This window comes from Variovorax sp. P2_H12 (genome assembly GCF_056403395.1).
The window spans coordinates 17,254-39,703 of sequence record NZ_JBFUFO010000053.1 but is presented as its reverse complement, the minus strand read 5'-3'; the positions used below and the strand labels follow the sequence as shown (position 1 = coordinate 39,703).

The 22,450-nt window shown below is 66.5% G+C and carries 17 protein-coding genes; 4 read left to right on the top strand and 13 right to left on the bottom strand.

Annotated features, from left to right (window positions below):
- Nucleotides 1–247: 247 nt before the first annotated feature.
- The 5 genes from AC1DYK_RS31105 to AC1DYK_RS31085 all read right to left on the bottom strand — a co-directional run bounded on the left by AC1DYK_RS31105 (nt 248) and on the right by AC1DYK_RS31085 (nt 8,200).
- Nucleotides 248–1,477 (bottom strand): PepSY-associated TM helix domain-containing protein, encoded by a 1,230-nt coding sequence (locus tag AC1DYK_RS31105; protein WP_478169820.1) that lies wholly within the window; start codon nt 1,475–1,477, stop codon nt 248–250.
- 21 nt (nt 1,478–1,498) lie between these two features.
- The gene (locus tag AC1DYK_RS31100; protein ID WP_478169819.1) at nt 1,499–3,673 is read right to left on the bottom strand and encodes a TonB-dependent receptor; all 2,175 of its coding nucleotides are present in this window, start codon (nt 3,671–3,673) and stop codon (nt 1,499–1,501) included.
- Nucleotides 3,674–4,301: 628 nt separating this feature from the next.
- On the bottom strand, nt 4,302–6,386 hold the full coding sequence (locus AC1DYK_RS31095) for an acetate--CoA ligase family protein (RefSeq protein WP_478169818.1): 2,085 nt from the start codon (nt 6,384–6,386) through the stop codon (nt 4,302–4,304).
- 5 nt (nt 6,387–6,391) lie between these two features.
- A complete protein-coding gene (locus AC1DYK_RS31090) occupies nt 6,392–7,201 on the bottom strand; it encodes an enoyl-CoA hydratase/isomerase family protein (protein WP_478169817.1) in 810 nt (269 codons plus the stop codon).
- A gap of 21 nt (nt 7,202–7,222) precedes the next feature.
- On the bottom strand, nt 7,223–8,200 hold the full coding sequence (locus tag AC1DYK_RS31085) for a tripartite tricarboxylate transporter substrate binding protein (RefSeq protein ID WP_478169816.1): 978 nt from the start codon (nt 8,198–8,200) through the stop codon (nt 7,223–7,225).
- 181 nt (nt 8,201–8,381) lie between these two features.
- Between AC1DYK_RS31085 and AC1DYK_RS31080 the strand changes: the two genes are divergently transcribed.
- Complete coding sequence (locus AC1DYK_RS31080; RefSeq protein ID WP_478169815.1) at nt 8,382–9,188, top strand: IclR family transcriptional regulator; 807 nt, start codon at nt 8,382–8,384, stop codon at nt 9,186–9,188.
- Between the two features lie 276 nt (nt 9,189–9,464).
- On the opposite strand, the gene AC1DYK_RS31075 is transcribed toward AC1DYK_RS31080, so the two are convergent.
- The 7 genes from AC1DYK_RS31075 to AC1DYK_RS31045 form a co-directional block, all read right to left on the bottom strand.
- The gene (locus tag AC1DYK_RS31075) at nt 9,465–9,758 is read right to left on the bottom strand and encodes a hypothetical protein (protein ID WP_478169814.1); all 294 of its coding nucleotides are present in this window, start codon (nt 9,756–9,758) and stop codon (nt 9,465–9,467) included.
- A gap of 121 nt (nt 9,759–9,879) precedes the next feature.
- A complete protein-coding gene (locus AC1DYK_RS31070; protein ID WP_478169813.1) occupies nt 9,880–10,158 on the bottom strand; it encodes a hypothetical protein in 279 nt (92 codons plus the stop codon).
- A 106-nt stretch (nt 10,159–10,264) separates the two neighbouring features.
- Nucleotides 10,265–12,151, bottom strand: coding sequence for an acyl-CoA synthetase (locus tag AC1DYK_RS31065; RefSeq protein ID WP_478169812.1), 1,887 nt, complete (start codon nt 12,149–12,151; stop codon nt 10,265–10,267).
- A 37-nt stretch (nt 12,152–12,188) separates the two neighbouring features.
- On the bottom strand, nt 12,189–13,214 hold the full coding sequence (locus tag AC1DYK_RS31060) for an alcohol dehydrogenase catalytic domain-containing protein (RefSeq protein WP_478169811.1): 1,026 nt from the start codon (nt 13,212–13,214) through the stop codon (nt 12,189–12,191).
- Entirely contained in the window at nt 13,204–14,868 is a 1,665-nt protein-coding gene (locus tag AC1DYK_RS31055) for a bifunctional 3-(3-hydroxy-phenyl)propionate/3-hydroxycinnamic acid hydroxylase (protein WP_478169810.1), read from the bottom strand. The genes AC1DYK_RS31060 and AC1DYK_RS31055 overlap by 11 nt, the downstream gene beginning before the upstream one ends.
- Nucleotides 14,865–15,821, bottom strand: coding sequence for a fumarylacetoacetate hydrolase family protein (locus tag AC1DYK_RS31050; protein ID WP_478169809.1), 957 nt, complete (start codon nt 15,819–15,821; stop codon nt 14,865–14,867). Before AC1DYK_RS31050 ends, AC1DYK_RS31055 begins: the two co-directional genes overlap by 4 nt.
- A gap of 20 nt (nt 15,822–15,841) precedes the next feature.
- Nucleotides 15,842–16,873, bottom strand: coding sequence for a VOC family protein (locus AC1DYK_RS31045; RefSeq protein ID WP_478169808.1), 1,032 nt, complete (start codon nt 16,871–16,873; stop codon nt 15,842–15,844).
- A 287-nt stretch (nt 16,874–17,160) separates the two neighbouring features.
- Between AC1DYK_RS31045 and AC1DYK_RS31040 the strand changes: the two genes are divergently transcribed.
- Together AC1DYK_RS31040 and AC1DYK_RS31035 are read left to right on the top strand one after the other, a co-directional pair.
- Nucleotides 17,161–17,886, top strand: coding sequence for a TetR/AcrR family transcriptional regulator (locus AC1DYK_RS31040; protein ID WP_478169807.1), 726 nt, complete (start codon nt 17,161–17,163; stop codon nt 17,884–17,886).
- An 83-nt stretch (nt 17,887–17,969) separates the two neighbouring features.
- Nucleotides 17,970–20,852, top strand: coding sequence for an AAA family ATPase (locus AC1DYK_RS31035; protein ID WP_478169806.1), 2,883 nt, complete (start codon nt 17,970–17,972; stop codon nt 20,850–20,852).
- Nucleotides 20,853–20,885: 33 nt separating this feature from the next.
- Here the strand turns inward: AC1DYK_RS31035 and AC1DYK_RS31030 are convergent, their stop codons facing one another.
- Entirely contained in the window at nt 20,886–21,926 is a 1,041-nt protein-coding gene (locus tag AC1DYK_RS31030; protein ID WP_478169805.1) for an AI-2E family transporter, read from the bottom strand.
- A 201-nt stretch (nt 21,927–22,127) separates the two neighbouring features.
- Between AC1DYK_RS31030 and AC1DYK_RS31025 the strand changes: the two genes are divergently transcribed.
- Entirely contained in the window at nt 22,128–22,343 is a 216-nt protein-coding gene (locus AC1DYK_RS31025; protein WP_478169804.1) for a hypothetical protein, read from the top strand.
- The last annotated feature ends 107 nt before the right edge of the window (nt 22,344–22,450 follow it).

The following is a 22,450-nucleotide window of genomic DNA, read 5'->3' as shown; positions in this document are numbered from 1 at the left end:
GCAAAGCCCAAAGACATCCGCTTTGGAGAGAATCTTCCGAAGACGCGCAGCGGTAAGATCATGCGGCGCCTGCTGCGCAGCCTTGCCAAGGGCGAGGCCATCACCCAGGACACCTCGACGCTCGAGAATCCGGCCATTCTGGAACAGCTGGGGCAGCCGCATTGAAGCGTCAGATCTGGCGCGCATGGGCTCGTCGAAGGTTCGCTGTCGCGTGCCGCTGGAGCAGCACACTGCCGTCGGCGAAGGGTCATCGCGCCGCGCGTCTTCCGGATGCCGCTCGCTTGGTCCACCAGACCAGGAGGCCGGTGACGCACAGGGACGCTGTCAGCAGCCCGGCCAGACTGACGAGCACGCGCCCCCACCACCCCAGTACACGGCCCGTATGGAGCGGGTATTGCCAGATGAGGAAGCGATCGGCGCCTGTTCCGCTGTCATAGCCGCTGATGCTCTTGAGATCGCCGGTCTGGTCGTCGATGAACAGCTGCTCGTAGCGCAAGCGCAGCAGACGTTCCCGCATGCCGTCCTCCTTGAAGGCCACGCGGTAGACGCCGAGATGGGGAACATGGCTCGCGTACCAGGGCAGGAACGACCGAGCGGGCGGCGGAAGATGGACCCGGGCGCGCTCCACGGCGGCCTGCATGGCAAGGGCCGGCGGCGGCGCAGGAGAAGCCCGGCGCGGCAGCGCCTGCAGGGGGTTCGGCGTGATCGGTGCAAACAGGCGAACGACAGGCCGGAATACTTCGTTGCCCAGGCTGAAGTAGACCCCCGAGACGGCCAACGTCACGGCCACCGGCAGGCTCCACAGCGCAACGGACCGATGCAGGTCGAAGTTCGTCCGGATCCATGACGCTCCGCGCTTGATCTGCCATGCCGGCTTCCAGCGCCGCCAGAAGCTCGGCGACGGCGCGCCTGCAGCCCCGCCACTGCGTGCCGGCCGGATCAGCCGGCGCGGCAAGCTGAGGTACGTGCCGACGAGCGAAGCGCTGAGCCAGACCAATGCGACGGTGCCCGTCAACCACATTCCCCAGGGCCCAGGCAGCTGGAACTTTCGGTGCAGCACGTTCAGGAAAGTCATCAAGTGCACGCGATCGACCTTCAAGGCGCCCCATTGGCGTCTGCCAAGTACCTCGCCGGTCGCGGGATCGATGAACAGCCGGTCGAAGTCCAGCGGCCAGGGATCGCCGGTCAGCGGGTTGGTGCGCGGCGCCACGCGGAGCTCGTACGCTTGGCCGGGCCGCGCGTCCAGCGGGAACAGGCTCACCCGAAGTCGCGGATCGGCCTGCTCGACCCGCGCGATCAGCGTGTCCGGCGGCAGGGGCGGCCGGTCATGGCCGGTGCGCAGCAGCGTGGGGTTCAGCCACGCATCGATCTCGTGCTCGAACGCGATCACGCTGCCGGTGAGTGCAGTGACCAGCAGCAAGCCCATCGCGAGCAGGCCGCAGTACCGGTGGACGGTGACCCAGAACTTGCGTCCCACGACGGTGTTCGCCGGCACAGCCTAGAACTTCGCGCGCAGCGTGAGCTGCAGTTCGCGCCCCGGTCCCGGCATGATCAGGTTGTCCACCGAGCCGTGACCCGAGACGTAGTACCCGGTGTCGGCGATGTTCTTCAGGTTGAGCTGGACATCGTAGCGGCCGGTCTTGTAGCTCACCGCCAGGTCGGTCGTCAGATAGGAGGGGAGCGTGACCCGGTTGGTCAGCGAGGCGTAGCGTTCGCCCACGTAGTTCAGCCCGCCGCCGGCGGAAAAGCCCCCGCCCAGCTCCTTCATGACCCAGAAGGAGGCCGAGTTGCGCGGCGTCAGCGCGGCGGCCTGGCCCTGCACACGGATCGGCGCGCCGATCGGCAACTGCTGCTGGCTCACGGTGGCGAGCGACTTGGTCATCTCGGCATCGAGGAAGGCATAGCCGGCGCTCACGTCCCAGTGCCCCGGCAGGCGGCCGTTGAGCGCCAGTTCCAGCCCGTTGGTGCGCTGGGTGCCCACGTTGATCTGGCGGCGCGGGTTGTTCGGGTCGGTGTTCTTCATGCCCGAGCGCTCCAGGTTGAACAGGGCGGTGGTGAAGTTGAGCTGGCCCTCCAGCAGCTCGAACTTGGCGCCGATTTCCCGGTTCACCGTGATCTCGGGGTCGGCATCCACCGTGCCGGTACTCAGGGCGAAGTTCTCGCCCGAGGGCTGAAAGGAGCGACTCCACGAGATGTAGTAGGACTGCGCCTGCGTCGGCTGGAAAACCAGGCCGGCGCGCGGGCTGAAGTCGCGGTCGGTGCGCTGCAAGGTGTCCAGCTTGCGGTCGAAGCTCGTCTCTTGCCGGTAGTCGTCATAGCGCAACCCCACCAGCGCCTTCCATTGCGGCGCCAGGGTGATCTGGTCCTGGACGTACAGGGCGGCGGTCCGGAACTCGCTGTCGCTGGGAATGGCGCTGTCGGCCGCGAAGGCGGCAGCCGGAATCGGCAGCGGATCCACCACCGGATTGAAGATGTTCACACGCTGATAGCCGACGTTGGATGACACGGTGTAGGCGCGTTTGCGCTGCACGCCCAACTCGGCGCCCACCAGCCATTCCTGCTGCAAGCCCCCGAGCTCGTTGCGCCAGGTGAGGTCGGTCTGGTTGAACCAGCCGCTCTCGTCGCGGTCGACAAAGCCGCGCGTGCGGCCCACGGTCAATGCCACCGGGTCGGTGGTGCCGCTGGGCAGGGTGTTGTTGCGGTCCAGTTGGTAGTCGGCAAAGCGGGTGGTGTTGCGCACCTCCAGCGTGTCGCTGAAGCGGTGGTTCAAGGTGGCGGTGAAGCTTTGCACCTTGCTGGTCACGGTGTCGTCGCGCCTGGCATGGGCCGAGCCGTAGTAGGTGCCGCGCGGCACGTCGACCGGACGGCCGTTGAGGGCCGGCACGCCGAAGTCCGTCAGCCGTTCGTCGCGCAGGTTGGTGTATTGCAGCAGCAGGTCGGTCTCACGGCTTAGCTTGATCGCCAGCGAAGGCGCGATGTTGTAGCGCTGGAGGAACTGCTGGTCGCGGTAGCTGTCGGAATCCTCGCCCGCCACGTTCAGGCGAAACGCCATGGTCTCGCCGATGGCCGTGTTGAGGTCGGCGGTGGCGCGCTTGTAGCCGTAGTTGCCCACGCCCAGCGACACCTCGCCGCCGAAGGGGCTGCCGAAGATCGGCTTCTTGGTCACGCGGTTGATGATGCCGCCCGAGGAGCCGCGGCCGTAGAGCACCGCGGCCGGGCCCTTGAGCACCTCGATGCGCTCGGTGTCCGACAGGTCGCGAAAGTACAGCGCGTCGTCGCGAACGCCGTCCACGAACATGTCCGAAATTGCGCTGAAACCGCGGATCAGCACTTGGTCGCGCTGGCCGTCGCCGTGGTTCATGGTCACGCCCGGCACGTTGCGCAGCGCGGCTTCCATCGAGGTGGCGTTCTGATCCCTGATCAATTGCTCGGTCACCACGTTGACCGACTGCGGGACGTCGCGCAGCGGCGCGCTGCCCTTGGTGGCGGTGCGGGTGGTGGCGGGGGCATAGCCCTTGTCCTCGTTGGCGCTGACCGTCACCTCCTGCAGCGTCGAAGCGCTGGTGGCCGGCGCGTTCTGCGCGAAGCTGACACAGGACAGCGAAGCCAGCACGGCGCTGGCCAGGAGGGACAAGGGCCACGCAGGGCGGCGGAGGGGCTGAGAGGGCTTCATGTTTGGCAATGCTTGTTGATGAAGCCGCGCAGGCACGGCCGCGCATGCCAGGCTGTTCGCCTTTGGGGGGCGAACAGCGGCAATGCCCTGCCTTGAAACTGTTCTGGGTGGAGCGCTGGCGCGTGCAGAGCGCAACACCGCTCGCGCGGGTTCGCTGACGCCACCAATGACGGCCGCTGAGCGCGGCGAGCGAATTGTAAAGATTTAAATGAGACTCGTTTGCATTTGTTGCCAAGGCGCTACGGACAGGGGAGGTCAATGCGCGCCCCCCGCTTCCTCCGCGCTGAATGACGGCCGCTACACGGCCCTCGTGGCAGTCGCCGGACTGCTCTCCAGTGTCAACGTCGTTCGTTGACGCGCCCCCTGAGCAGGCCCTTGAGCCAGCGGCAAAAACCCCGTGCAGCCTGCACAAGTCCGCTTTGAGGGTTGACGTAGGCCGCGACGCGCTTGCTTGGCCGTTTCGGCGCCGCTTGACTCGGCTATGTCGGCACCACCTTGAAACCGGTCGTCGATGCGGAGATCTCTGTGGCACCGGGATGACCGGAACCGGCGTTACAGCGCGAGTTCACCGACCGGCAGGGAAGGACGGCAACCGCTGCATTTTGCCCGTTGGCTGGACTCACAGTGTTCAGCGGAGCACGACGACCCCATCGGCGGCACGCACGCCCCCGCCTTGAGGCAGGACAAAGAGCGGATTGATCTCGGCCTCCACCAAGCGATCGCCCAGTTGCGTGGCCATGCGCGAGAAGGCGGCGATGGCATCGACCAGCCCTTGCACGTCAGCCTTGGGGCGTCCACGAAAGCCATCGAGCAGCGGCCAGGTCTTGAGTTCACGTGCCATGGCCAAGGCCTCTTCCCCGCTGAGGCCGCCTTCCGCCGGCAGCAGGCGGATCGTCGTGTCATTGAACAGCTCAGCGGTGACCCCTCCCATGCCAAGCAGGATGGCCGTGCCGAGTGGATCGCGGTGCATGCCGAGGATCAGTTCGATGCCGCCGCTCACCATCTCCTGCACCAGAAAGCGCCTGGGATGAACGCCCGTATTTCGCTCCACGTCGGCTGCCATCGCATTGAGCCGCACTCCAATCTCTTCGGGCAAGACGTTGACGGCCACACCGCCTACATCGCTCTTGTGTGTGATCTCGCTGGAGAGAATCTTCAGGACCACCCGCCCCCCAAGCTCGCGCGCGGCGCACTCGGCTGCCTCCGCGTCTTCGACGACCAGTTCAGTTGCGCAGGGCACACCGAAGGATGCGAACAGCTGCTTGGCCTGCGCCTCATCCAGCGAGCCTGTGGGCAGGTCGTGCAATTGCACGCGAGCATCGAAGGCGGGGTCCGCGGCTGGCGCTTCCCATTGGCTCGCTTGAAACATTCCCGCCAGCGCCGCCGCACAACTTTCCGCGGAAACGAATGCGGGAACGCCGCGTTGCGTGAGTAGCGTCGCGGCTTCGGGCGCATGCGGGCTGACGTAGGCGAGAACCGGCTTGTCTGAATGCGTCAGGCAGTTCTCGATCGCGCCGGCCATCAACTCGGGCCTGCCGACGCCCGACGAACCGACGATGATGACCAAGGCGTCATAGGTCGGACTCGCCAGCAGTGCCTTGATCGCGCCGCGCAACAGATCCGGTTGCAGGCCCGCCAGAGTGACGTCGATCGGATTGCGATCCAGCGCTGCGTGGTCGCCGGTCTGCAGGGCTCGCAGGGCCGCCGCCGTTTGTTCGTCCGGCACGGGAGTCTCGAATCCGGAAACACCCAGGCTGTCGGACACGAGTGTGCCGGCACCGCCAGTGGAGGTCAGGATGGCGACCCGCTTGCCGCGCAAGACGCGCCCTGTTGCGAGGGCGGCCGGGATTTCGAGCAGATCGCCGAAGGTCTGCGCCCGGATGACGCCGGTCTGGCGAAACAAGGCGTCATACATGCGGTCAGCGCCGGCCAGCGCACCCGTGTGCGACACCGCAGCCTTGGCGCCCGCCTCGGAGCGCCCGATCTTGAAGGCGACGATGGGCTTGCCGGCACGCGCAGCTCTGATCGCGGCAGCGCGAAATTTCTCCGGGTACCGGATCGCTTCGATGTACAGCGCGATGACCTGCGTCGCCGGATCGTCGACCAGCGCGTCGACGAAATCGGCCAACTCGAGATCCACCTCGTTGCTGGTCGAGACCAGCTTCGACAGCCCGATGCCCCGGGCCGCAGCACGCGACAACAGCGCGCCAAGGATGCCACCACTCTGCGACACCACGCCGATGGCACCTGCATGGAAATGATCCATCTCGAGCGCGCCGCTGGCCGAAAGCACGATGTCGTCGGTCAAGTTCACCAGGCCAATGGTGTTGGGACCCAGGATGCGCATGCTCCCTGCGGCTTCGAGCAATTGCTGCTGGCGCCGCGCGCCTTCATCGCCGGTCTCGGTGTAGCCGCTCGCCAGCACGATGGCCGCGGCCGCGCCGCGATCGGCAAGCTCACGAACGGCGATATGGGCCCGCTCCGCTCCCAACAGGACAATGCCGACGTCAGGAACCTCCGGCAGCGAGGCCACATCGCGGTAGCAGGTCAACTCGCCGATGCGATCGAGCTTCGGGTTCACGGGGTAGACCGTGCCGGCGAAGCCATGCTTCAGGAGGTATGACACAGGCCTGCCGGCGGTCTTGGCCGGATCGCCCGAGGCGCCGATCACGGCGACGCTTCGGGGCTGGAGCAAACGGGTGAGGGCTTCCATGTCCGTCATCCCTTGGCAGCGCCATTGGAGTTCGCATCGGCATTTGCCAGGAAAGCCTGGACCGATTCGCGGTGTTCGGTGCTCGTGTAGCAGATGCCCTGCGCCTGGCTGCCCTGGGCGAAGACCTGCTGGGCCGGCAGCTCGAAGGTCTGATTGACGATCATCTTGGAGAGCGCGAGCGCCGTCGCGGAGCCCTTGCTCAATTCGGCAGCCCAGGCCTGCGCATCGGCCACAAGCCGGTCTGCGGTGGTCTTGCGGTCCACGATGCTCAAGGCGAGCGCTTCGTCGACGTCCACCTTGCGCCCGGTGAAGATCAGGTCTTTGGCTTTTGGCAAGCCGACCCGGCGCGGCAGGAAGTACATGCCGCCGCCGTCAGGGATGATGCCCCGGTGGATGTAGGACCAGGTGAAGCTGGCCCACTCGCTGGCGATGATGAAGTCGCATGCGAGCGCAGTGTCCGCGCCAAGGCCAGATGCGGCGCCGTTCACGGCCGCAATCACAGGCTTGGGCATCGTATGCAGCAACGCTTGCGTGTGATGGACACGTTGCTGCCGGTGCCAGCCATTGAAGGCGATCTCGCCGGCCGGCGCATTCATCCGGCGCTCCATGCCCGCGATGTCACCGCCGGCGCAGAAGCCTTTGCCGGCGCCGGTGAGCACCAGGGCCCGAATGCCCTTGTCGGCGGCAACGCGCTCCAGGGCGTGGATGAACTCGGTGCGCAGTTCGTCGCTCATCGCGTTGCGCTTCTCGGGGCGGTTGAAGGTGAGCGTGGCGATGCCGCGTTCGACCTGCAGTTGGATCAGGGCGTAGTCCATGGGATGCATCCTTCTTCGATCTCAGTCGACCTTGACGTTGTTTTCCTTGACGATCCGCGACCAGCGAGTGGTCTCGGAGTCGACGAAGTCACCGAGTTCAGCAGGGGTGCCGGCGCTCACGGCAAGACCTTCCGGTTCGAGCATCTTGCGATACTCGGCACTCTCGGTCGCCTTCTTCGCCGCGGCGTTCAGTTTGCCGATCACGTCGGTCGGCGTGGCCGCCGGAGCGAACAGGCCGTACCAACTCTCGACCGCATAGCCGGGAACGGTCTCCGCGATGGCAGGCACGTCCTTCAGGGCCGGTGCGCGGCGTGACGAGGTGACCCCAATGGCGCGCAGTTTGCCGCCAGCGACTTGGGACGAGGCCGCTGCGGCGGTGGCGAACATCATGTCGACCTGGCCCCCAAGCAGATCGGTCAGGGCCGGGCCGGCGCCCTTGTAGGGAACGTGCGTCATCTGTACCTTGGCAAGGTTCGTGAACATCTCGCCCGCAAGATGTGCCGAAGTGCCGTTGCCCTGCGAGGCATAGGTGAGCTTGCCTGGATTGGCACGCGCAGCTGCCACCACGTCTGCCACCGACTTGCAAGGACTGTCCTCACGCACCACGAGAACGTTCGGACCTCGCGCCAGCAAGATGACGGGTGCGAACGCCTTCTGCGTGTCGTAGGGGAGCTTGGCCATCAGGCTTGGGTTGACGGCATGCGCAAAGGTCGACACCAGCACCGTATAGCCGTCGGGGGCACTCTTGGCCACGGCATCGCTGCCGATGATCGTGCCCGCGCCGGGCTTGTTGTCGACGATGACAGACTGGCCCAACACCCGGGACATGCCTACGCCCAGCGCACGTGCAATGGCATCCGTTCCGCCGCCCGGGGCGAAGGGGACAACCAGCTTGACGGGCTTGTCGGGAAACGCAGCGAAGGCTGCGGAGGCTGCCAGCGCGGTCGCGGCCAGGCAGCCGGCCAAACGGCACAGAAAGGAACGCAAGAGCAAGGTCATGGGGGTGTCTCCTGCCACGCGGGCTAAGGTCTCGTTTCTTTGGGGCTTCCGGGTGAAGCTGCCATGAGTCGTAGCATAGGAAGGCTTGGTTCGTTTGACATCCCATCGATTCCAACCAGTGGAATTCACTACACTTGTCTGATGGCACCGTGCGGCCCTGTATGGGGGCCTTCTGAATCTCATGAGCACATCAAAACTCGCACAGTCGCTTGGCGCCGAGAAGCCCGGTGTCTCGCCCGCGAACAGGTCTCTGGAGCGAGGCATCGAGATCCTGCGGTCGTTCCGCCCCGGCTCGGAACTACTGGGCAACGCCGAGATCGCGGAACGAACAGGTCTCTCCCGTTCGACGGTGAGCCGCCTGACGCAGACGCTGGTGGGGGCGGGGTACCTGCAGGTGGAACCACGCACCAGGGCGTATCGCCTGGCTCCAGCGGTCCTTAGCCTGGCACACGCAATGCGCACGGGCTCCACCGCGCTCGCCATTGCTGCGCCGCATATGCGCGACGTCGCCCAGGCGGAAAGGGTCAACGTGGGCCTGGCCGCTCCCGATCGGGACGAAATGGTTTACCTCGAATCGATCCGATATAACCGTCGGCCTTCTCTGCGAAGGGTCGTTTCAGGCCAACGTGTCCCCATGGAGCTGACCTCCCTCGGTCGTGCATATCTTGCAACCGCGCCGGAAGGACAGCGCAAGGCCCTGTTCGCACACTTTCGCCGGACCCGGCGTACGCACTGGGCCGAGCTCGAGCCGGCGCTCACGGCCGCGATCCACGATGTTGAGGAAAAGGGTTTCTGCGCCGCCGCTTGGCAGCCTGAAGTCGTCGCGGTGGCGACTGCACTACTGTTCAAGGGTTCGCTTTATGCCTTGAATGTGAGCTTGTCGACGGCTGAACCATTGGCGGCGGTGGTGCGCGACCTTGCTCCAACGCTGCTCGCTCTAAGGGCGCGCATCCAGCGCGAGTTGGACGCCGCAACGGACGCATGGTAAAGACAAGCGGGCACCGCCTCTTCGTGCCCCATCATGGCTTGAGCGGCTGCTTCCGAATGTCGCGAACTGGCGTTCCGGCCGAAAGCGACATCCGAGAATCTGTTCTGGAGGCGGCAGAGCAGACTTTCGTTGCCTCACTCCGTCCCACACTGAAAAGCGATGCCGGCCGTGCGCAATGCGCAGTCGCTCGATGGGTGGCGCCAAGGAGGCATTCTTGTCGAGCTATCCGCGCGAGCGCGCCAGCACGAAGCCGATGTGCGACAAACGGCTCGGGGATCAGGGCTTGGCAGCTTTTTTCTTGTCGGCTTCATTCTGGGGCGTGCCCGGAATCTCCTCGCCGACCTTGTTGCCAACCTTGCGTGAGTCTGATGCAGCGCCGGACGCCGCATTGTCAACCGCCTTGCCGGTCGCCTTCTCGGCCTTCTTGGTGTCAGTCTTGGTCGCGTCCCAAGCTTTCTCGGCGTCTTTTTCTAGTTTCTTGGCTTCGCTTTGTGCGACGGCCGACACGCCAATGCACGCGGATGCCAGGGCCACGGCGGCCGGCAGGGTGCGAACGATGGACCTGATCATGAGGAAGCTCCTTGTCGAGGTTGGTGTGACGGACTTGGCACTGTGACGCAACAATCGCCCAGCGTCAAAGGATCACACCGAAACGCCCGCAGCAAGACGTAACAGGCGCGAGCTGCTCAGCCTACACCGTTGCGGGAAGGTCAACCTCGAAGACATGCACGAGGGGGATTGATGCACGGGCTGAGCGATTGCGCGCGAGATCGACGGCGGTGCCTGGCGGGACGCTCGCCACCAGGTCCGTGGCGGCGATGATGGCGGGCAGGCTCAGGTGCCCCGGCGTGCTGAGCACGATGCGCCTGCGGATGCGCAGCCGCTCGATCGCGTCCTCCAGCAAGGAGTTGGAGCGCGTCGGTGCAGCCACCACGGCGTGCCCCAGCGACTGATAGGCAGCACGGGTCATCCCGCTCGCGATGACCGGATGTGTTCGCCGTCTTCCTTTGCCCGGCCCGCGGGCCTATGCCGCGAAGCCACCATCCGTTCGAACTATGTCATTGATCGCAGCTTGTTCACGACACTTCGAAGCGGAACGGAAACTGGCCCAGGATCCTGCGGGCGATGCCGACAGTAGCGCTGCGCGTCATCGTGACCTCGACCTGAACGCCGAGGCGCGGGTCATTGATGACCTCGAGCCGAGAAGTCGGGGCGCCCGCCTCGTGCAGTGCTGCGCGCAGCGCATCCATGATCTCGCGCTGCCTGAGCTCGGGCTTGAAGATCTTGCCGACGCCGGTCAGCGGCATGGCCGTCACCACCCTGATCGCCTTCGGCACTGCTGCGCGTTCGGTGATCTGGTCCCTGGCGAAGGACAGCAGCTCTTCCTCGGTCGTGCGAAAGCCGGGCCTGAGTTGCACGTAGGCGACCGGCAGTTCGCCCGCGTGCACGTCGGGGCGGCCGACCGCGGCGGCGAGTTGCACGGACGGATGTTGGTGCAGCGGCTCCTCGATGCTCGCGGGGTCGATGTTGTGGCCGCCGCGGATGATGAGCTCCTTCTTTCGTCCGGTCAGGTAGAAGTAGCCTTCCGCGTCCTGTCGGCCCAGGTCGCCGGTGTTCATCCATCGCCGGCCGTCGCCCAGATCCAGCCAGAGCCCTTTGGCCTGATCGGGGTCGCGATAGCCGGCAAATGCATTGGGACCGCTGATCGCGAGCACGCCTGCCTCGCCGACCGCGCAGTCGCGCGCGTAAACCCCTGCGTCGTCCAGCACGACGGCTTTCATGGCCTGCAAGGGCACGCGCAGGCCGATCGACCCGGCGCGCCGCTCGCCCAGCGGAGGATTGCAGGTGCTGACGCAGGTTCCCTCGGTCAGGCCGTAACCCTCGAGGATCTTCAGCCCCGTGAATTCCTGGAAGGCGCGCATCAGTTCCACCGGCATCGGTGCGGCCCCGCAGAGCCCGTATTCCAGCGAACTGAGGTCGCGACCCTGCGTCGGTTGCTGCATCAGTGCCGCATAGACCGTCGGGACACCACTGAAGAAGTTGATCCGGTGGTGCTCGACCAGCTCCCAGAAGTGCTTGATGACGCCGTCGCCGCGATAGCCCGCAGGCGTGCCGAGGATCACGTGTGCGCCGCGAGAAAAAGGCAGCAGGCCGGTCACCAGGACGCCGTTGACATGGAACAGTGGCAGCCCGCAGAAGAGAGTTTTTCCCGCCGCGATGCCGTCGCCGAGGAACTGCCCGATGCTCCAGGCGTTGGCCACCTCGTTGGCATGGGTGCGCATCGCGATCTTGGGCGCGCCGGTGGTGCCGCCGGTGCAGAAATAGGACGACCGGTCGCCGGGGCGGATCACGCGCCCGCTGACGAGGCGGTCCACCGGCTGCCTCCGCAGCCCCTGCGCGAAGTCGTGAACGCTGAAGCGACCCCCTGCCTCGCTCGGAGCCACGCCCGCGACCCCGGGGATCTCGCCGGCCAGGTCGACAAGCACGACGTGCTCGAGGCTGCGGACACGGTCGAGCAGCGGCCGCAGCTTCGTCCACAGGTCCATGTCTGGAAAGGGTGCTAGCGTGACCAGCACCTTCGCTTCCGCGGCGTTGAGCAGTTCGACGATGGCCGCGGGCTCCAGCAACGGATTGATTGCGAACGCAATTCCGGCCGCCTGGCCGCCCCAGACCGCGAGATGCGTTTGCGGCAGATTCGGGAGCGCGAAGGCGACGACATCGTCGGCGCCGACACCCAACCCGTGGAGGAAGTTTGCTGTCGCCGTGATGCGGGCGAACAGCGTCTCGTAGTTCCAGACTTCCGGTCGCGCATGATCTTCGATGCGTAGAAAGAAGGACAGCGCCGGCGCGTCGGGGTGGGCGCGCGCTGCCGCGCCGATCATTTCGTAAGTACTGTTCGGCAGTAGACCGCCGTGCTCCCTTTCGAGAACGAGCACGTCTGCCATGGAAGCGATTCCGTTCATGCTTTCACCAATTTCTTTCACCAGTTTGACAGTGGCGTCAAGGCAGCAGAACCGCTCGGCCGGGTTGACCGGCCGACACATGGTCGAACGCGGCGATGGCGTTGTCGAAGGGCACGGCGATGCCGATCGGCAGCGCGAGCCTTCGGGCTCGAACGCCCTCGGCGAGCGCCTCGAGGGCGTCGCGATCGGGCTTGAAGAGGGTCCAGCCGTAGCTGGCCTTCGGTGCCCGCGAAGCGATGATGGCGCGGACCCGGGCCCGGTCGTTGCGGCTGGCCCACGCCCCACCCATCCATCCCAGCCGGTCGAAGTTCGCGAGCAATGGGTGAACCGTGGTCGCATGGCCGAGGGCCTGCGCGCCAAGGCGCGACGCGAGGAGCGCCTCGTCGTCCCAGTTCGCGAAGTTCAGCACCACGTCGAAATCCGCGGGCAGTGACTGGATGCAAGCCGGGCCATGCTCGACGGCCATCGCGGCACCGATGTCCAGGCCCGCCTGCCGTTGACCTCTCCCGCAGATCGCGGTGATCTCGCTGCCCCAATGGCGAAGCACCTGAATGGCCAGCCGCCCCAGGCCACCGCTGGCCCCGTTGATCAGCACGCGGGCCCCCTGTCCGTTGGATGGGTCGATCCCGGTCGAGCGCAGGGCGAGCCACATCGTGGTAAACGAATAGGGCAGCACAGCGAGCGCGGTCGGATCCGCGTCGTGCGGGGCGGGCAGCAAGAGGTCCTGCGGCACCGCGACGTGTGATGCATGCGCGCCGCCCGCCCGGCCGGTGGCGAGCAGACCGAACACGCGTTGCCCGCGCGCGAAGCGGGTCACACCGGTGCCCACAGCTTCGATGGTGCCGGCGACGTCGTTGCCCAGCACGAGCGGAAAGCGCGAAGCGCCCTTGAGCCCCAGCAGGCGACTGCCATAGCCGGCCGCGCGCTTGACATCGATCGGGTTTACCGAGGTGGCGTGCACTCGCACCAGAACGTCGCCAGCGCCGGGATGGGGCGGTTCGACACTGCGCACGGCCAGGTGCGGTGGCGAAGCCGCCACTGTGCATACCAGTTCACGCCGCATGGTGGGCGCCCTCCATGTCATGGGCCGGAGTCGGCGATGTCGCCCCAGGCGGCGCGACGAGCTCAAGCGCTCGCCGCAGCATTGCCTCGCAGTCGGCTACCGGGCCTTCCGCCAGCACGCAGCGGTCAGGCCTGACGATCGCGACCCAGCCAAGTGGTACCCGGCGCGGCAGAAGGGCCTCATCGAGCGCCTCCAGCCGCTGCGCAGGCGGTGCGAGATGCTGCGCCTGCGATCGCTGGCACCACTGCCACACCCGTGCGCCTGAAGCTTGCCAGCGCTGCAGCAGCTCGGCCGGAATCTTGGCTGAGGCATCTACGCCAAAGCCGATCAGCGCCCATTGCAGTCCCAGAGCGTCGTCGCTGAGGATCGGCACGCCATTGACGGCTGGCCGAACCCAGCCTTGCGGCAGCATGGCCCCGGCACGCAGCCGCTCGCTGCCGCGCACGCGCCAGAACAAGCCTCGGGCGAAGGTGTTTTGCGGCTTGATCTTCATGTCCTCGAACATCGCGCGGCCGGCCGGCAGCAGGCGCAGCAGGCTCATCAGACCGTGCACAGCGAACGCGGCGGCGCGGTGTTGCGGCATCACGATCGCGCCGAGCATGCGCGCCAGGCGGATGATCTTCATGGCATGGGGCCTTCGCTCGGTGTCGTAGCTGTCGAGCACCCGCTCGTTCGTCCGTCCCTGCACGACCCAGGCGAGCTTCCAGGCCAGATTGGCCGCGTCGCGCAGTCCGGCGACCAGGCCCTGGCCGGCGAAAGGCGGCGTGATGTGCGCAGCATCGCCCGCGAGGAAACAATGGCCCTTGGAGAAGCGCTTCGCCGCGCGCGCATGGAAGCGATAGACCGCCGTGCGCTCGATACGGATGCGCTCGCTGTCGCACCAAGGCGCGAGCAATCGCCGCACCGACTCCGGTCTCTCCATCTCTTCTGGCCGCTCGCCGCGGCGAAGCATGAACTCCCACCGCTGCCGACCGCCGGGAGCCGCCATGCGCGGGGTGGGGCGCCGCGGGTCGCAGATGAACTCGACGTGGTCGATCGGGGCCGGCACATCGAGCGCATCGACGATCAGCCAGTCCTGGTAGAAACTGCGGCCTTCGAAGTCCAGACCCAGCGTGCGCCGTACCAGCGAACCTGCGCCGTCGGCCCCGACGAGGTACCGCGCGCGCACCTGGGTCTCATGGCCGACGGCGTCCTCCAGCCGCGCATGGATGAACCGGCCATCGTCCACGAAGGCGGCGAGCTCGCTGCCGAGCCGCACCTCGATGCCCGGATACTGCGCAAGCTTCTCGCGCAGCAGCCGCTCGAGCTCCGGCTGGTAGAAGGTGACGAGCGCAGGGTGCCCGTCGATGATGCCGGCGCTGTTGATGCAGGCGAAGCGGCCGAACAGCGGGGAGTGGTACAGCACTTGCGGGATGGCGACGGTCTCGAACTCGCCATCGCGCACGCCGGCCATTTGAAGTATGCGCAGCGCCTCGTTGTCCAGCGCGATCGCGCGCGGCTTTTCGAAGATGGCGGTCGCCTTGTCGATGGCGATCACGCGCACGCCGTAGCGGCCGAGCAGATTCGCCAGCGCGGCGCCGACTGGACCGAGCCCGACCAGCAGGATGTCAGTGTCGAGCCGCGGCACAGTGAGATTGGGGAGCGGCGCGTTCATGGTGCGGTGATCGAAGTCGTCTGTTCTCCGAGGTCGATGGCACCGTCGTCGGTGCGAATCGACGCGCTGATGCAGTCGCCCGGCCGCAGGTAGGCCGGATTGGTGCGCCCCTTGCTCACGAACATACGCCACTTGCCGGCGTCGCTGAGCAGGTGTTTGGCCATGAACATCGCGGCCTTTCCCGGCGCGCGCGCGGCGCAGCCCGCGGGCGTTCCGGTGGCAATCAGGTCGCCGGGATGAAGATCGTGCAGCGCCGAGAGTTCGGTGAGCGTGGCCGCGGGGCCATGGATCATCTCAGCGCAGTAGGCGTCCTGCCGCGTCTGGCCGTTGACGCCCAGGCGCAGGTGCAATTCGGGCCAGCGTGCCCACTCCTGCGGCGTCAGCAGAACCAGGACGGGACCGACCGGGCCGAAGCCTCTGTAACTCTTGCCCTTGTAGAACTGGCCTTGCGGCAACTGGATGTCACGTGCGGACAGGTCATTGACGATCGTCACCCCGGCCAGCCACTGCGGCAGCCCGTCGCTGGTCACCTGCGTGCCGGCGGGCAACTGCCTACGCAACACGATACCGAGCTCGATCTCATAGTCGAGCAGGTGAACATGAGCGGGGCGGGGCACCGGCGCATCCGCCGCCGTGATGCACGAAGGCGCCTTGGTGAAGATTGTGTTGAAGGGGAAGTCGTCGGCGCGCAGGCCCGATTCGGCGATATGGCTGCGGTAATTCACGCCTTGGCAGATGAACTGTTGATGATGTGTCACCGGCGGCAGAAGCTGGACGTTTTCGATCGGCACCACGGCCTGCGCCGCCTGGGTGGCCCAGAGCAGACTCCAGTGGCCGGAAAGAAGCTCGCCGGTGCTGGACGCATTGACTTGCAAGGGGGCGATAAGGCGCCCGAACTTGACGCCCCATCGAGGCATGCCGTCTTCGGCGTATCGAATGATCGTGCAGGACATGGTGTGTGATTGAGGGAGAGTTAGAGCCAAGGGCGAGCGGGCGCACCGAGTGCCGCGCTCATGAGCTTGAGACGCTGGGGCGTGATGTCCCCGCGGAGAACGAGCTTCAGCACCTGCAGGAGGGTGCGCAGGTTCTTTTTGGGCTTCATCGATGCGGGCGCGTCGGCGCCCCAGGACCAGATGCCGCCGAATTCGAGTGGTGAGTAGACAGTCTCCACATCTGCGGTGAAGACGTCGCCGTCCGTGTAGTGCTCGTACTCGAAGCCGTCGGGATCGAACCAGTAGTCGAAGAGCTGACTGCCGAGCAAGTGTCGGCCAATGCCCCACATGTGCCGGTGACCCTGGGCGCGAAGCACCTGCTGTCCCTGTCCGAGCGCATCCAGATCGATGACCTCGTAGGCGCTGTGCTCGATCTTTTCCTCGATGCCGCCGACGATCACCAGTGTGTGGTGATCAGCGGGTTGAGCACCGAGATCGAGCCGGCAGAACGCGAGACTAGGGCTGCCGTCGGAAAGGTACTGCACATCCGTGGGAATCAGCCCGAGTGCATGCATGTACCACTCGGCCATGCGCGCGAAGTCCACCGTCTGCAGGACCAAATGCCCGAGTCGGACGATGCGCGCCGGTTCGATGGGCGTGCGCACAGCGAGGTTGACGCGGGGGGTGTGCTGAGCTGTGTTGGTGTCCGGCGGGACGGCCTTGCGCATCGGCAGTGACGCGACCCGCCGTTGATCCTGCAGCAGCCATACGCTACGACCGGCTGGGTCAAGCAGCTCAACACCGCGCCCGCCCGCCGGCAGGATTTCGAGGGGCAGCCAATGCGCCCCCATCTGCTCCACGTAGCGGTGCAGATCGGTTTCGTCCGACATGAGAAACGCGGGGCCGACGAAGCGGTCCTGAGGTGCGGCTTCGGCGATTGCAATACACGGCGCCGTCCCGGTCCCTCGCGCCACAAGGCGCTGAGGCGTGGAGCTGACGATACGAAAGCCGAAGTCGCGCCAGAAGCGCTCGGTGGGCGCCAGCCGGCGTTTTTGCCAGCGCAGGAAGGCCAACTCGACCGCGCGACCAAGGGCTGGTGGTCGTGGCAGTCGCTGGACATCAGTGGGGAGCCGGCCTTCGGGGTACGACTCGGGCTGCCGAAGTACTGCGGTGGAGCCTCTCACAGGTGGGTCTCGCTTCAAAAAAAGTAGTGAGAGCCGAGCCGGAACCATTGAACCCTTGCTCGACGAAGAAGTGCCGCCGCTCTCTGCAGGTGGCGCCGACACATTCATAATAACAACATTGTCATCATGACAAACGTGTCGTTTATACTTAGTCGTCCACTAGGCACAATTCATCCATGCAAACGCAAGACCACCGCCAGCGCGTCGCGGCCGAGCGACGAGAACGCATGAGAGCCCGACTGCTCGCAAGTGCGATGAGGCTCGTCGCGGAGAAGGGGCCGACTGCGACATCGATCGACGATGTGATTTCCGCCGCCGAGGTGTCGCGCGGCACGTTCTACAAGTACTTTCCGTCGCCAGACGCATTGGTCCGGGAACTGGCCATCGAGATCGCCAACGAGCTGATCGGGATGGCCGAGCCAGTGGTACGCAGTTACGACGATCCGGCTGAACGGGTGTCGAGTGGTATTCGACTCGTGGCCAGGTTGGCTATCGACCACCCGCTAGCCGCCGCATTCCTGGTCCGCCTCGGATGGCCGGACGCGCGAGGCCCCAACATGCTGCTCGACTTCGTGCGGAGGGATCTGACCGAAGGCATTCGGCAGGGTCGCTTCTTGCGCATGCCGATCGCGTTGGCCCTCAACATCGTGGCGGGTTCAGTCCTCGGCGCGACGCATCGCATGCTCGAGCCAGATTGCGAGAGCGACTTCGCGGAACTGAGTGCCGCGGCCGCGTTGCGCGGGCTGGGTCTGGACTCGGAGAGCGCACAGGAAATTGCGAACAGCCCGTTGAAGCCGGTGGAAATCCTCTCAGCGGGTTTGCTCACCGAGACCTCGGACATCCCGGCGCCAGCGGTTGCCAAGCCGGTTCGGCAAGTCGTCGGGCGTCGTGAAGTCGTTTGAGGCTGTCTGGCGCTGCCGCACCGACATGACTTGATTCCCAGGTGCGCCGATAATTCGTGGCTGTCCTCTCACAAGTTGCGCGCGTGACGCACTCGCAGTCCAACTCGCCTCCCGTTCGGATCAGCTTTGAGGAGTTCGATCTCGACGAGGCGAACGCCTGCCTGCTGCGCAACGGAAAGGCCGTCGCGCTCGCGCCCACACCCTTCAATTTGTTGTGTGCGCTCGCACGCCAGCCCGGCTCGCTGCTGACCAAGGATGCGCTGCTCGATTCGGTATGGGGCCACCAGTTCGTCAGCGAATCGGTGCTCAAGACGGCGATCAGCGATCTGCGCACGGTGCTCGGCGACAACCCGCGCGAGCCGCACGTGATAGAGACAGTGTCGCGCCGCGGCTATCGCTTCATCGCGGTGCCGGTCGCCGCGCACCTGGCACCGCCTCTCGCTGCGACAGTGGTGGCGGACCTGTGGCCTTCGCAGCCGTTCGTCGGCCGCGCGGACGCTATCGCCCGGCTGCAGCAGGGGTGGGAGCAGGCCTGCGGCGGGAAGCGTGCGGTGGTCTGGGTCGCCGGCGAACCGGGTATCGGCAAGACCACGCTGATCGAACACTTCGTCGCCGGCCTTGGCGACATCGCCTGCGCGCGAGGGCAGTGTGTGGAGCACTACGGCACGGCCGAGCCATACTTGCCGGTGCTGGAAGCGCTGGCCGAGCTGTGTCGCGGCGACCGCTCGCTGCCGGCGCTGCTGCGCACCGTGGCGCCGACCTGGCTGCTGCAGCTCCCGTGGCTGAGCACGACGGAGGAACGCGACGCGCTGCGCCGTGAACTCGCCGGTGTGGGCCCGGACCGCATGTTGCGCGAGATGGCCGAGCTTTTGGATCGCTACACCGAGCAGCGTCCGCTGCTGCTGGTCACGGAGGACCTGCACTGGAGCGACCGGGCGACCATCCAGCTGATCGACTACGTCGCGCGGCGGCGCGGGCGCGCGCGTCTGATGTGGTTGTCCAGCTTTCGCCTTGCCGAAGTGATCGCGCTGGACCACCCGCTCAACCCGCTGCGGCGCGAGCTGCGTCCACACCGCCTATGCGACGAAGTCGTGCTGGACCCGTTCTCGGAAACCGAGGTCGCAGACTACATCGCGCAACGCTCGGCCTCGCTGGCGCGCGACGAGGCATTCGTGCGCGCGCTGCACGAGCGCACGGACGGTGTGCCTCTTTTTGTTTCTTCGGTCATTACCGAGGTGATGGATCGCACGACGGACGACGCCGCGGTGGAAGCGCGGCTCGCGGCTGCAGTGGTACCGGAGAATCTGGCGGCCATTATCGACCACTACATCGCCAAGTTGAGTAGCGAGCCGCGGGCCCTGCTTGCGGCGGCGGGCGTGTGTGGGGTGGAGTTTCGCGTCCACACGGTGGCACTCGCCCTGGAGCGCGACGTCGCATCGGTGGCCCATGCCTGCGAGGAGTTGGTTCGCGAGCACGTGTGGCTCACGGCGCCGCGCCCAGGCGAGGGCGACGAGACGACCGAACCGCCCTACGCGTTCCGACATGCGCTATTCCGCCAAGTGCTGTACGACCGCACGGCGCTGTCCGCCCGCACGCAACTGCACCTGAAGGTCGGGGCGGCCCTGGAACGCGAGCGCTCGGCCGGTGTGCCGGTAGCCGCCGCGGAATTGGCCATGCACTTCGACCGCGGGCGCCAGTCGATGATCGCACTGCAGTACTACGCCGAGGCGGCGGAAGCAGCGCTTCTGCACTTCAGCCCGGCGTCCTGCATCAGCCTCACCGAGCGGGCCTCGGCCCTGCTTCAAAAGGCGCCGGAAACAGAAGAGCGCGATGCACTCGAGATCGTGATCGCTACCCTGCACGGCGTGGCGGCCTTCCAATCGCTCGGCGTCGGCAGCGAGACGAGAGACGCTTTCGAACGCGCGTACGCGCTGCTGCAGGGCCAGTCCGAGCACGCGATGCGCGGGCTGTTGCTACACGGCTTTGGCTACGTGCTGAGCCTGCGCGGCGAGTATGCGCAAGCGCTGGTGGTGGCGCAGCGCGCCGAGGCGCTCGCATCCGGATCGAACGATCCGGCGCTGATGCTGGCCGCGTGCATCGTGAACGGCGAGGCGCACCAGCTCCAGGGCCGGCCGCAGGCGGCGCTCGCATGGATCGAGCGCGGGCTCGCAGCCGCCGAGTCGCTCGACTTCGTGGCCGGGGAGATATTCGTCGCCGATCCGCAGGTGACGCTGCTTGGCATGCTGGCCATCGAGTTCGTGCACCGGGGCCTCGTCGAGCAGGCCCGGGCGCATGTGCAACGCTCGCACGACCGCGCGCGCCAGTTGCGACAGCCGATGACGCAGCTCGTCGCCACTTGGCACGAGGCGCTGCTCGAGGTGCGCCTGGGCAACGCCGAACGGGTTGCGGCCCTTGCCGAGGAAATGCAGGCGCTGGTCGACGAGTTCTCCCTGGCGCAGGGCCGGACGGCATGTCGCTGGTACCGCGGTTGGGCAAAGGCCTGGAACGGTGCGCCGCTCGAGGGCCACCGCCTGATTCGAGAGGCCTGCGAAGAGAACGCCCGGCTCGGCATGCGCTCCGGCGCTAGCGAAGTATTGGGCTATGCGGCACAGGCGCTTCTGCTGGCTGGCGACCTTGACGCTGCGCAAGTCCAACTCCAGGAAGCCCTGCAGGTTGCGGACGAGTTGGCCGAGCGGGTGTACTTGCCGCAGCTATGGCTGCTGGAAGCATCGATCGCCCGCGCGCAAGGCCGGGCTGACGCCGGTGCCGCCTCGGTCCGACGTGCGATCGAGGAGGCGCAGGCCCAGCAGGCGCCCTGGCTCGAACTGCTCGCGCTCGTCGACCTGTGCGAGCATCACGAAGCGTCGACCCCGGAGCGCCGTGCTCTCGCCGCGCTCGTCAGCCAGCTGCCCGAAGCCCGCGACACCGTGCCGGTGCGGCGCGCGCAGTCAATCCTGTTTGCGTGAAGCCAGCCTGACGACGCGCCCGCCGTCAGCGCGTCAACGCCTGGGCTCGCGCACCCGCTGCTCCCACAGTTCCCAAGCCAGAGTCAGCATCACGGGGCCGATCACCACCCCAGTCAGGCCCAGCACGCCCAAGCCACCGATGCAGCCCATCAACACCCAGACGAACGGCAACCGCATCCCGCCGCTCGCCACCATCGGCCGCACCAGCTTGTCGCCTGTGATCAGCACCGCGCAACCCAGCAGCAGCGACATCAGTGCAGTCGTGGGCCCTCCCTTCAGCGCGAGTTGCACCGCCATCGCGGCCACTGCCCCATAGCCAAGGAAAGGCACGGCGGCCAGCGAACCCGTGATCGCGGCCCAGAGCAGCGCGCGCGGTGCGCCGGCGAGTGTGTACGCCAGCGCTGTCGCGAGGCCGTCGAACAACGCCATGACCAGCATGCTGTTCACGGAGGCCCGCACGGCGCGCGTGGCGATGTCGAGATAGCGTTCGGCTCGGTCACCGACGGCCTCACGCAGCCCGCGGCCAAGTTCGAACTTCAGCGACGCGCCTTCTCGGTAGAGGAAAGCCAGGAGCAGGATCGCGAACCCGACGATCAGCGCATGCCGGGCGGAGAACTGTCCGAGCGCCTGCGCCCAGCCGAGAAGTGAGGAGGGGTCGGTGTGTTGCGTCAGCAGCTGCAGCGCCCCTGGGTTGACGAGTTGGCTTTGCCAGCGCGCGGCCAGCCAGGGGCCCACGACGGGGGCGTTCGCCAGCCATTCGGGCACGCCGAGCCCTCGGCTGTCGGCGGCCGCGAGGTCCAACAGCAAAGCGTGCGCCTCGCTCAGTAGCGCCCCGCAGGCGAAGAGCATGGGAGCCAGTACGAACGCCGTGATCGCGCCAGTGAACAACGCGGCGCCTGCGCTGTTGCCGATGCGGCCCGGCAAGCGGTCCCTGAATGCGGCATAGAGCGGCCAGCTCGCGATCGCGGTCACGCAGGCCGCCAGCAGGGCCTCGATGAAGTCGTGAACGATCCAGATGGACAGGACGACGATGGCGGCGGCAAGCAGCCGTCCGGGTGTGAGCTTGAGGTTCATGTGCCGGGGCCCGGCGGGGGCGGGCGGTAGTGATGGGCCGTGATGCTAGAGACGCCAGCCGCCCACGTCGTCAGCAACAGGTCGGGATTCCGTCGCGCTTGCATGCGAGCGCGATTTCGACCGTTCGTCGACCTTTCGCTGACGACCCGACTCGGGGACGGGCCTACGCTGACGCCGAACTTCTCTCATCCACAAGCTGCCATGGTGCTGAACCCCGAATCCAAATACCCGAACCGTCGGGCCTACGTGCTGAAACTGCGCAGCGACGCCACCCCCGAGGCTTTCGCGGGTCGCCTTGAAAACCTGGTCACCGGGCGCCAGCGCGAATTTGCGACTGCCCACGAGTTGCTGCAATCCATCGCCAGCGACCTGGTGGCCGGGACGGCCGACCGCCCGGAGGACGACCCGGCCGCATGAGCGCGCCGGGCCGTCCGGAGGCCCGCTTCGCATACCGACCGAACGTCGACGCAACGCTGACGACTTCGAGCGCATCGCGCCCTACGCTCACACCCCTCGAATCCACA

Excerpts from the sequence above, each read along its gene's own strand:
- AC1DYK_RS31100 (WP_478169819.1), bottom strand. The coding sequence starts at position 3,673 with ATGAAGCCCTCTCAGCCCCTCCGCCGCCCTGCGTGGCCCTTGTCCCTC.
- AC1DYK_RS31095 (WP_478169818.1), bottom strand. The coding sequence starts at position 6,386 with ATGGAAGCCCTCACCCGTTTGCTCCAGCCCCGAAGCGTCGCCGTGATC.
- AC1DYK_RS31090 (WP_478169817.1), bottom strand. The coding sequence starts at position 7,201 with ATGGACTACGCCCTGATCCAACTGCAGGTCGAACGCGGCATCGCCACG.
- AC1DYK_RS31085 (WP_478169816.1), bottom strand. The coding sequence starts at position 8,200 with ATGACCTTGCTCTTGCGTTCCTTTCTGTGCCGTTTGGCCGGCTGCCTG.
- AC1DYK_RS31080 (WP_478169815.1), top strand. The coding sequence starts at position 8,382 with ATGAGCACATCAAAACTCGCACAGTCGCTTGGCGCCGAGAAGCCCGGT.
- AC1DYK_RS31075 (WP_478169814.1), bottom strand. The coding sequence starts at position 9,758 with ATGATCAGGTCCATCGTTCGCACCCTGCCGGCCGCCGTGGCCCTGGCA.
- AC1DYK_RS31070 (WP_478169813.1), bottom strand. The coding sequence starts at position 10,158 with ATGACCCGTGCTGCCTATCAGTCGCTGGGGCACGCCGTGGTGGCTGCA.
- AC1DYK_RS31065 (WP_478169812.1), bottom strand. The coding sequence starts at position 12,151 with ATGAACGGAATCGCTTCCATGGCAGACGTGCTCGTTCTCGAAAGGGAG.
- AC1DYK_RS31060 (WP_478169811.1), bottom strand. The coding sequence starts at position 13,214 with ATGCGGCGTGAACTGGTATGCACAGTGGCGGCTTCGCCACCGCACCTG.
- AC1DYK_RS31055 (WP_478169810.1), bottom strand. The coding sequence starts at position 14,868 with ATGAACGCGCCGCTCCCCAATCTCACTGTGCCGCGGCTCGACACTGAC.
- AC1DYK_RS31050 (WP_478169809.1), bottom strand. The coding sequence starts at position 15,821 with ATGTCCTGCACGATCATTCGATACGCCGAAGACGGCATGCCTCGATGG.
- AC1DYK_RS31040 (WP_478169807.1), top strand. The coding sequence starts at position 17,161 with ATGCAAACGCAAGACCACCGCCAGCGCGTCGCGGCCGAGCGACGAGAA.
- AC1DYK_RS31030 (WP_478169805.1), bottom strand. The coding sequence starts at position 21,926 with ATGAACCTCAAGCTCACACCCGGACGGCTGCTTGCCGCCGCCATCGTC.
- AC1DYK_RS31025 (WP_478169804.1), top strand. The coding sequence starts at position 22,128 with ATGGTGCTGAACCCCGAATCCAAATACCCGAACCGTCGGGCCTACGTG.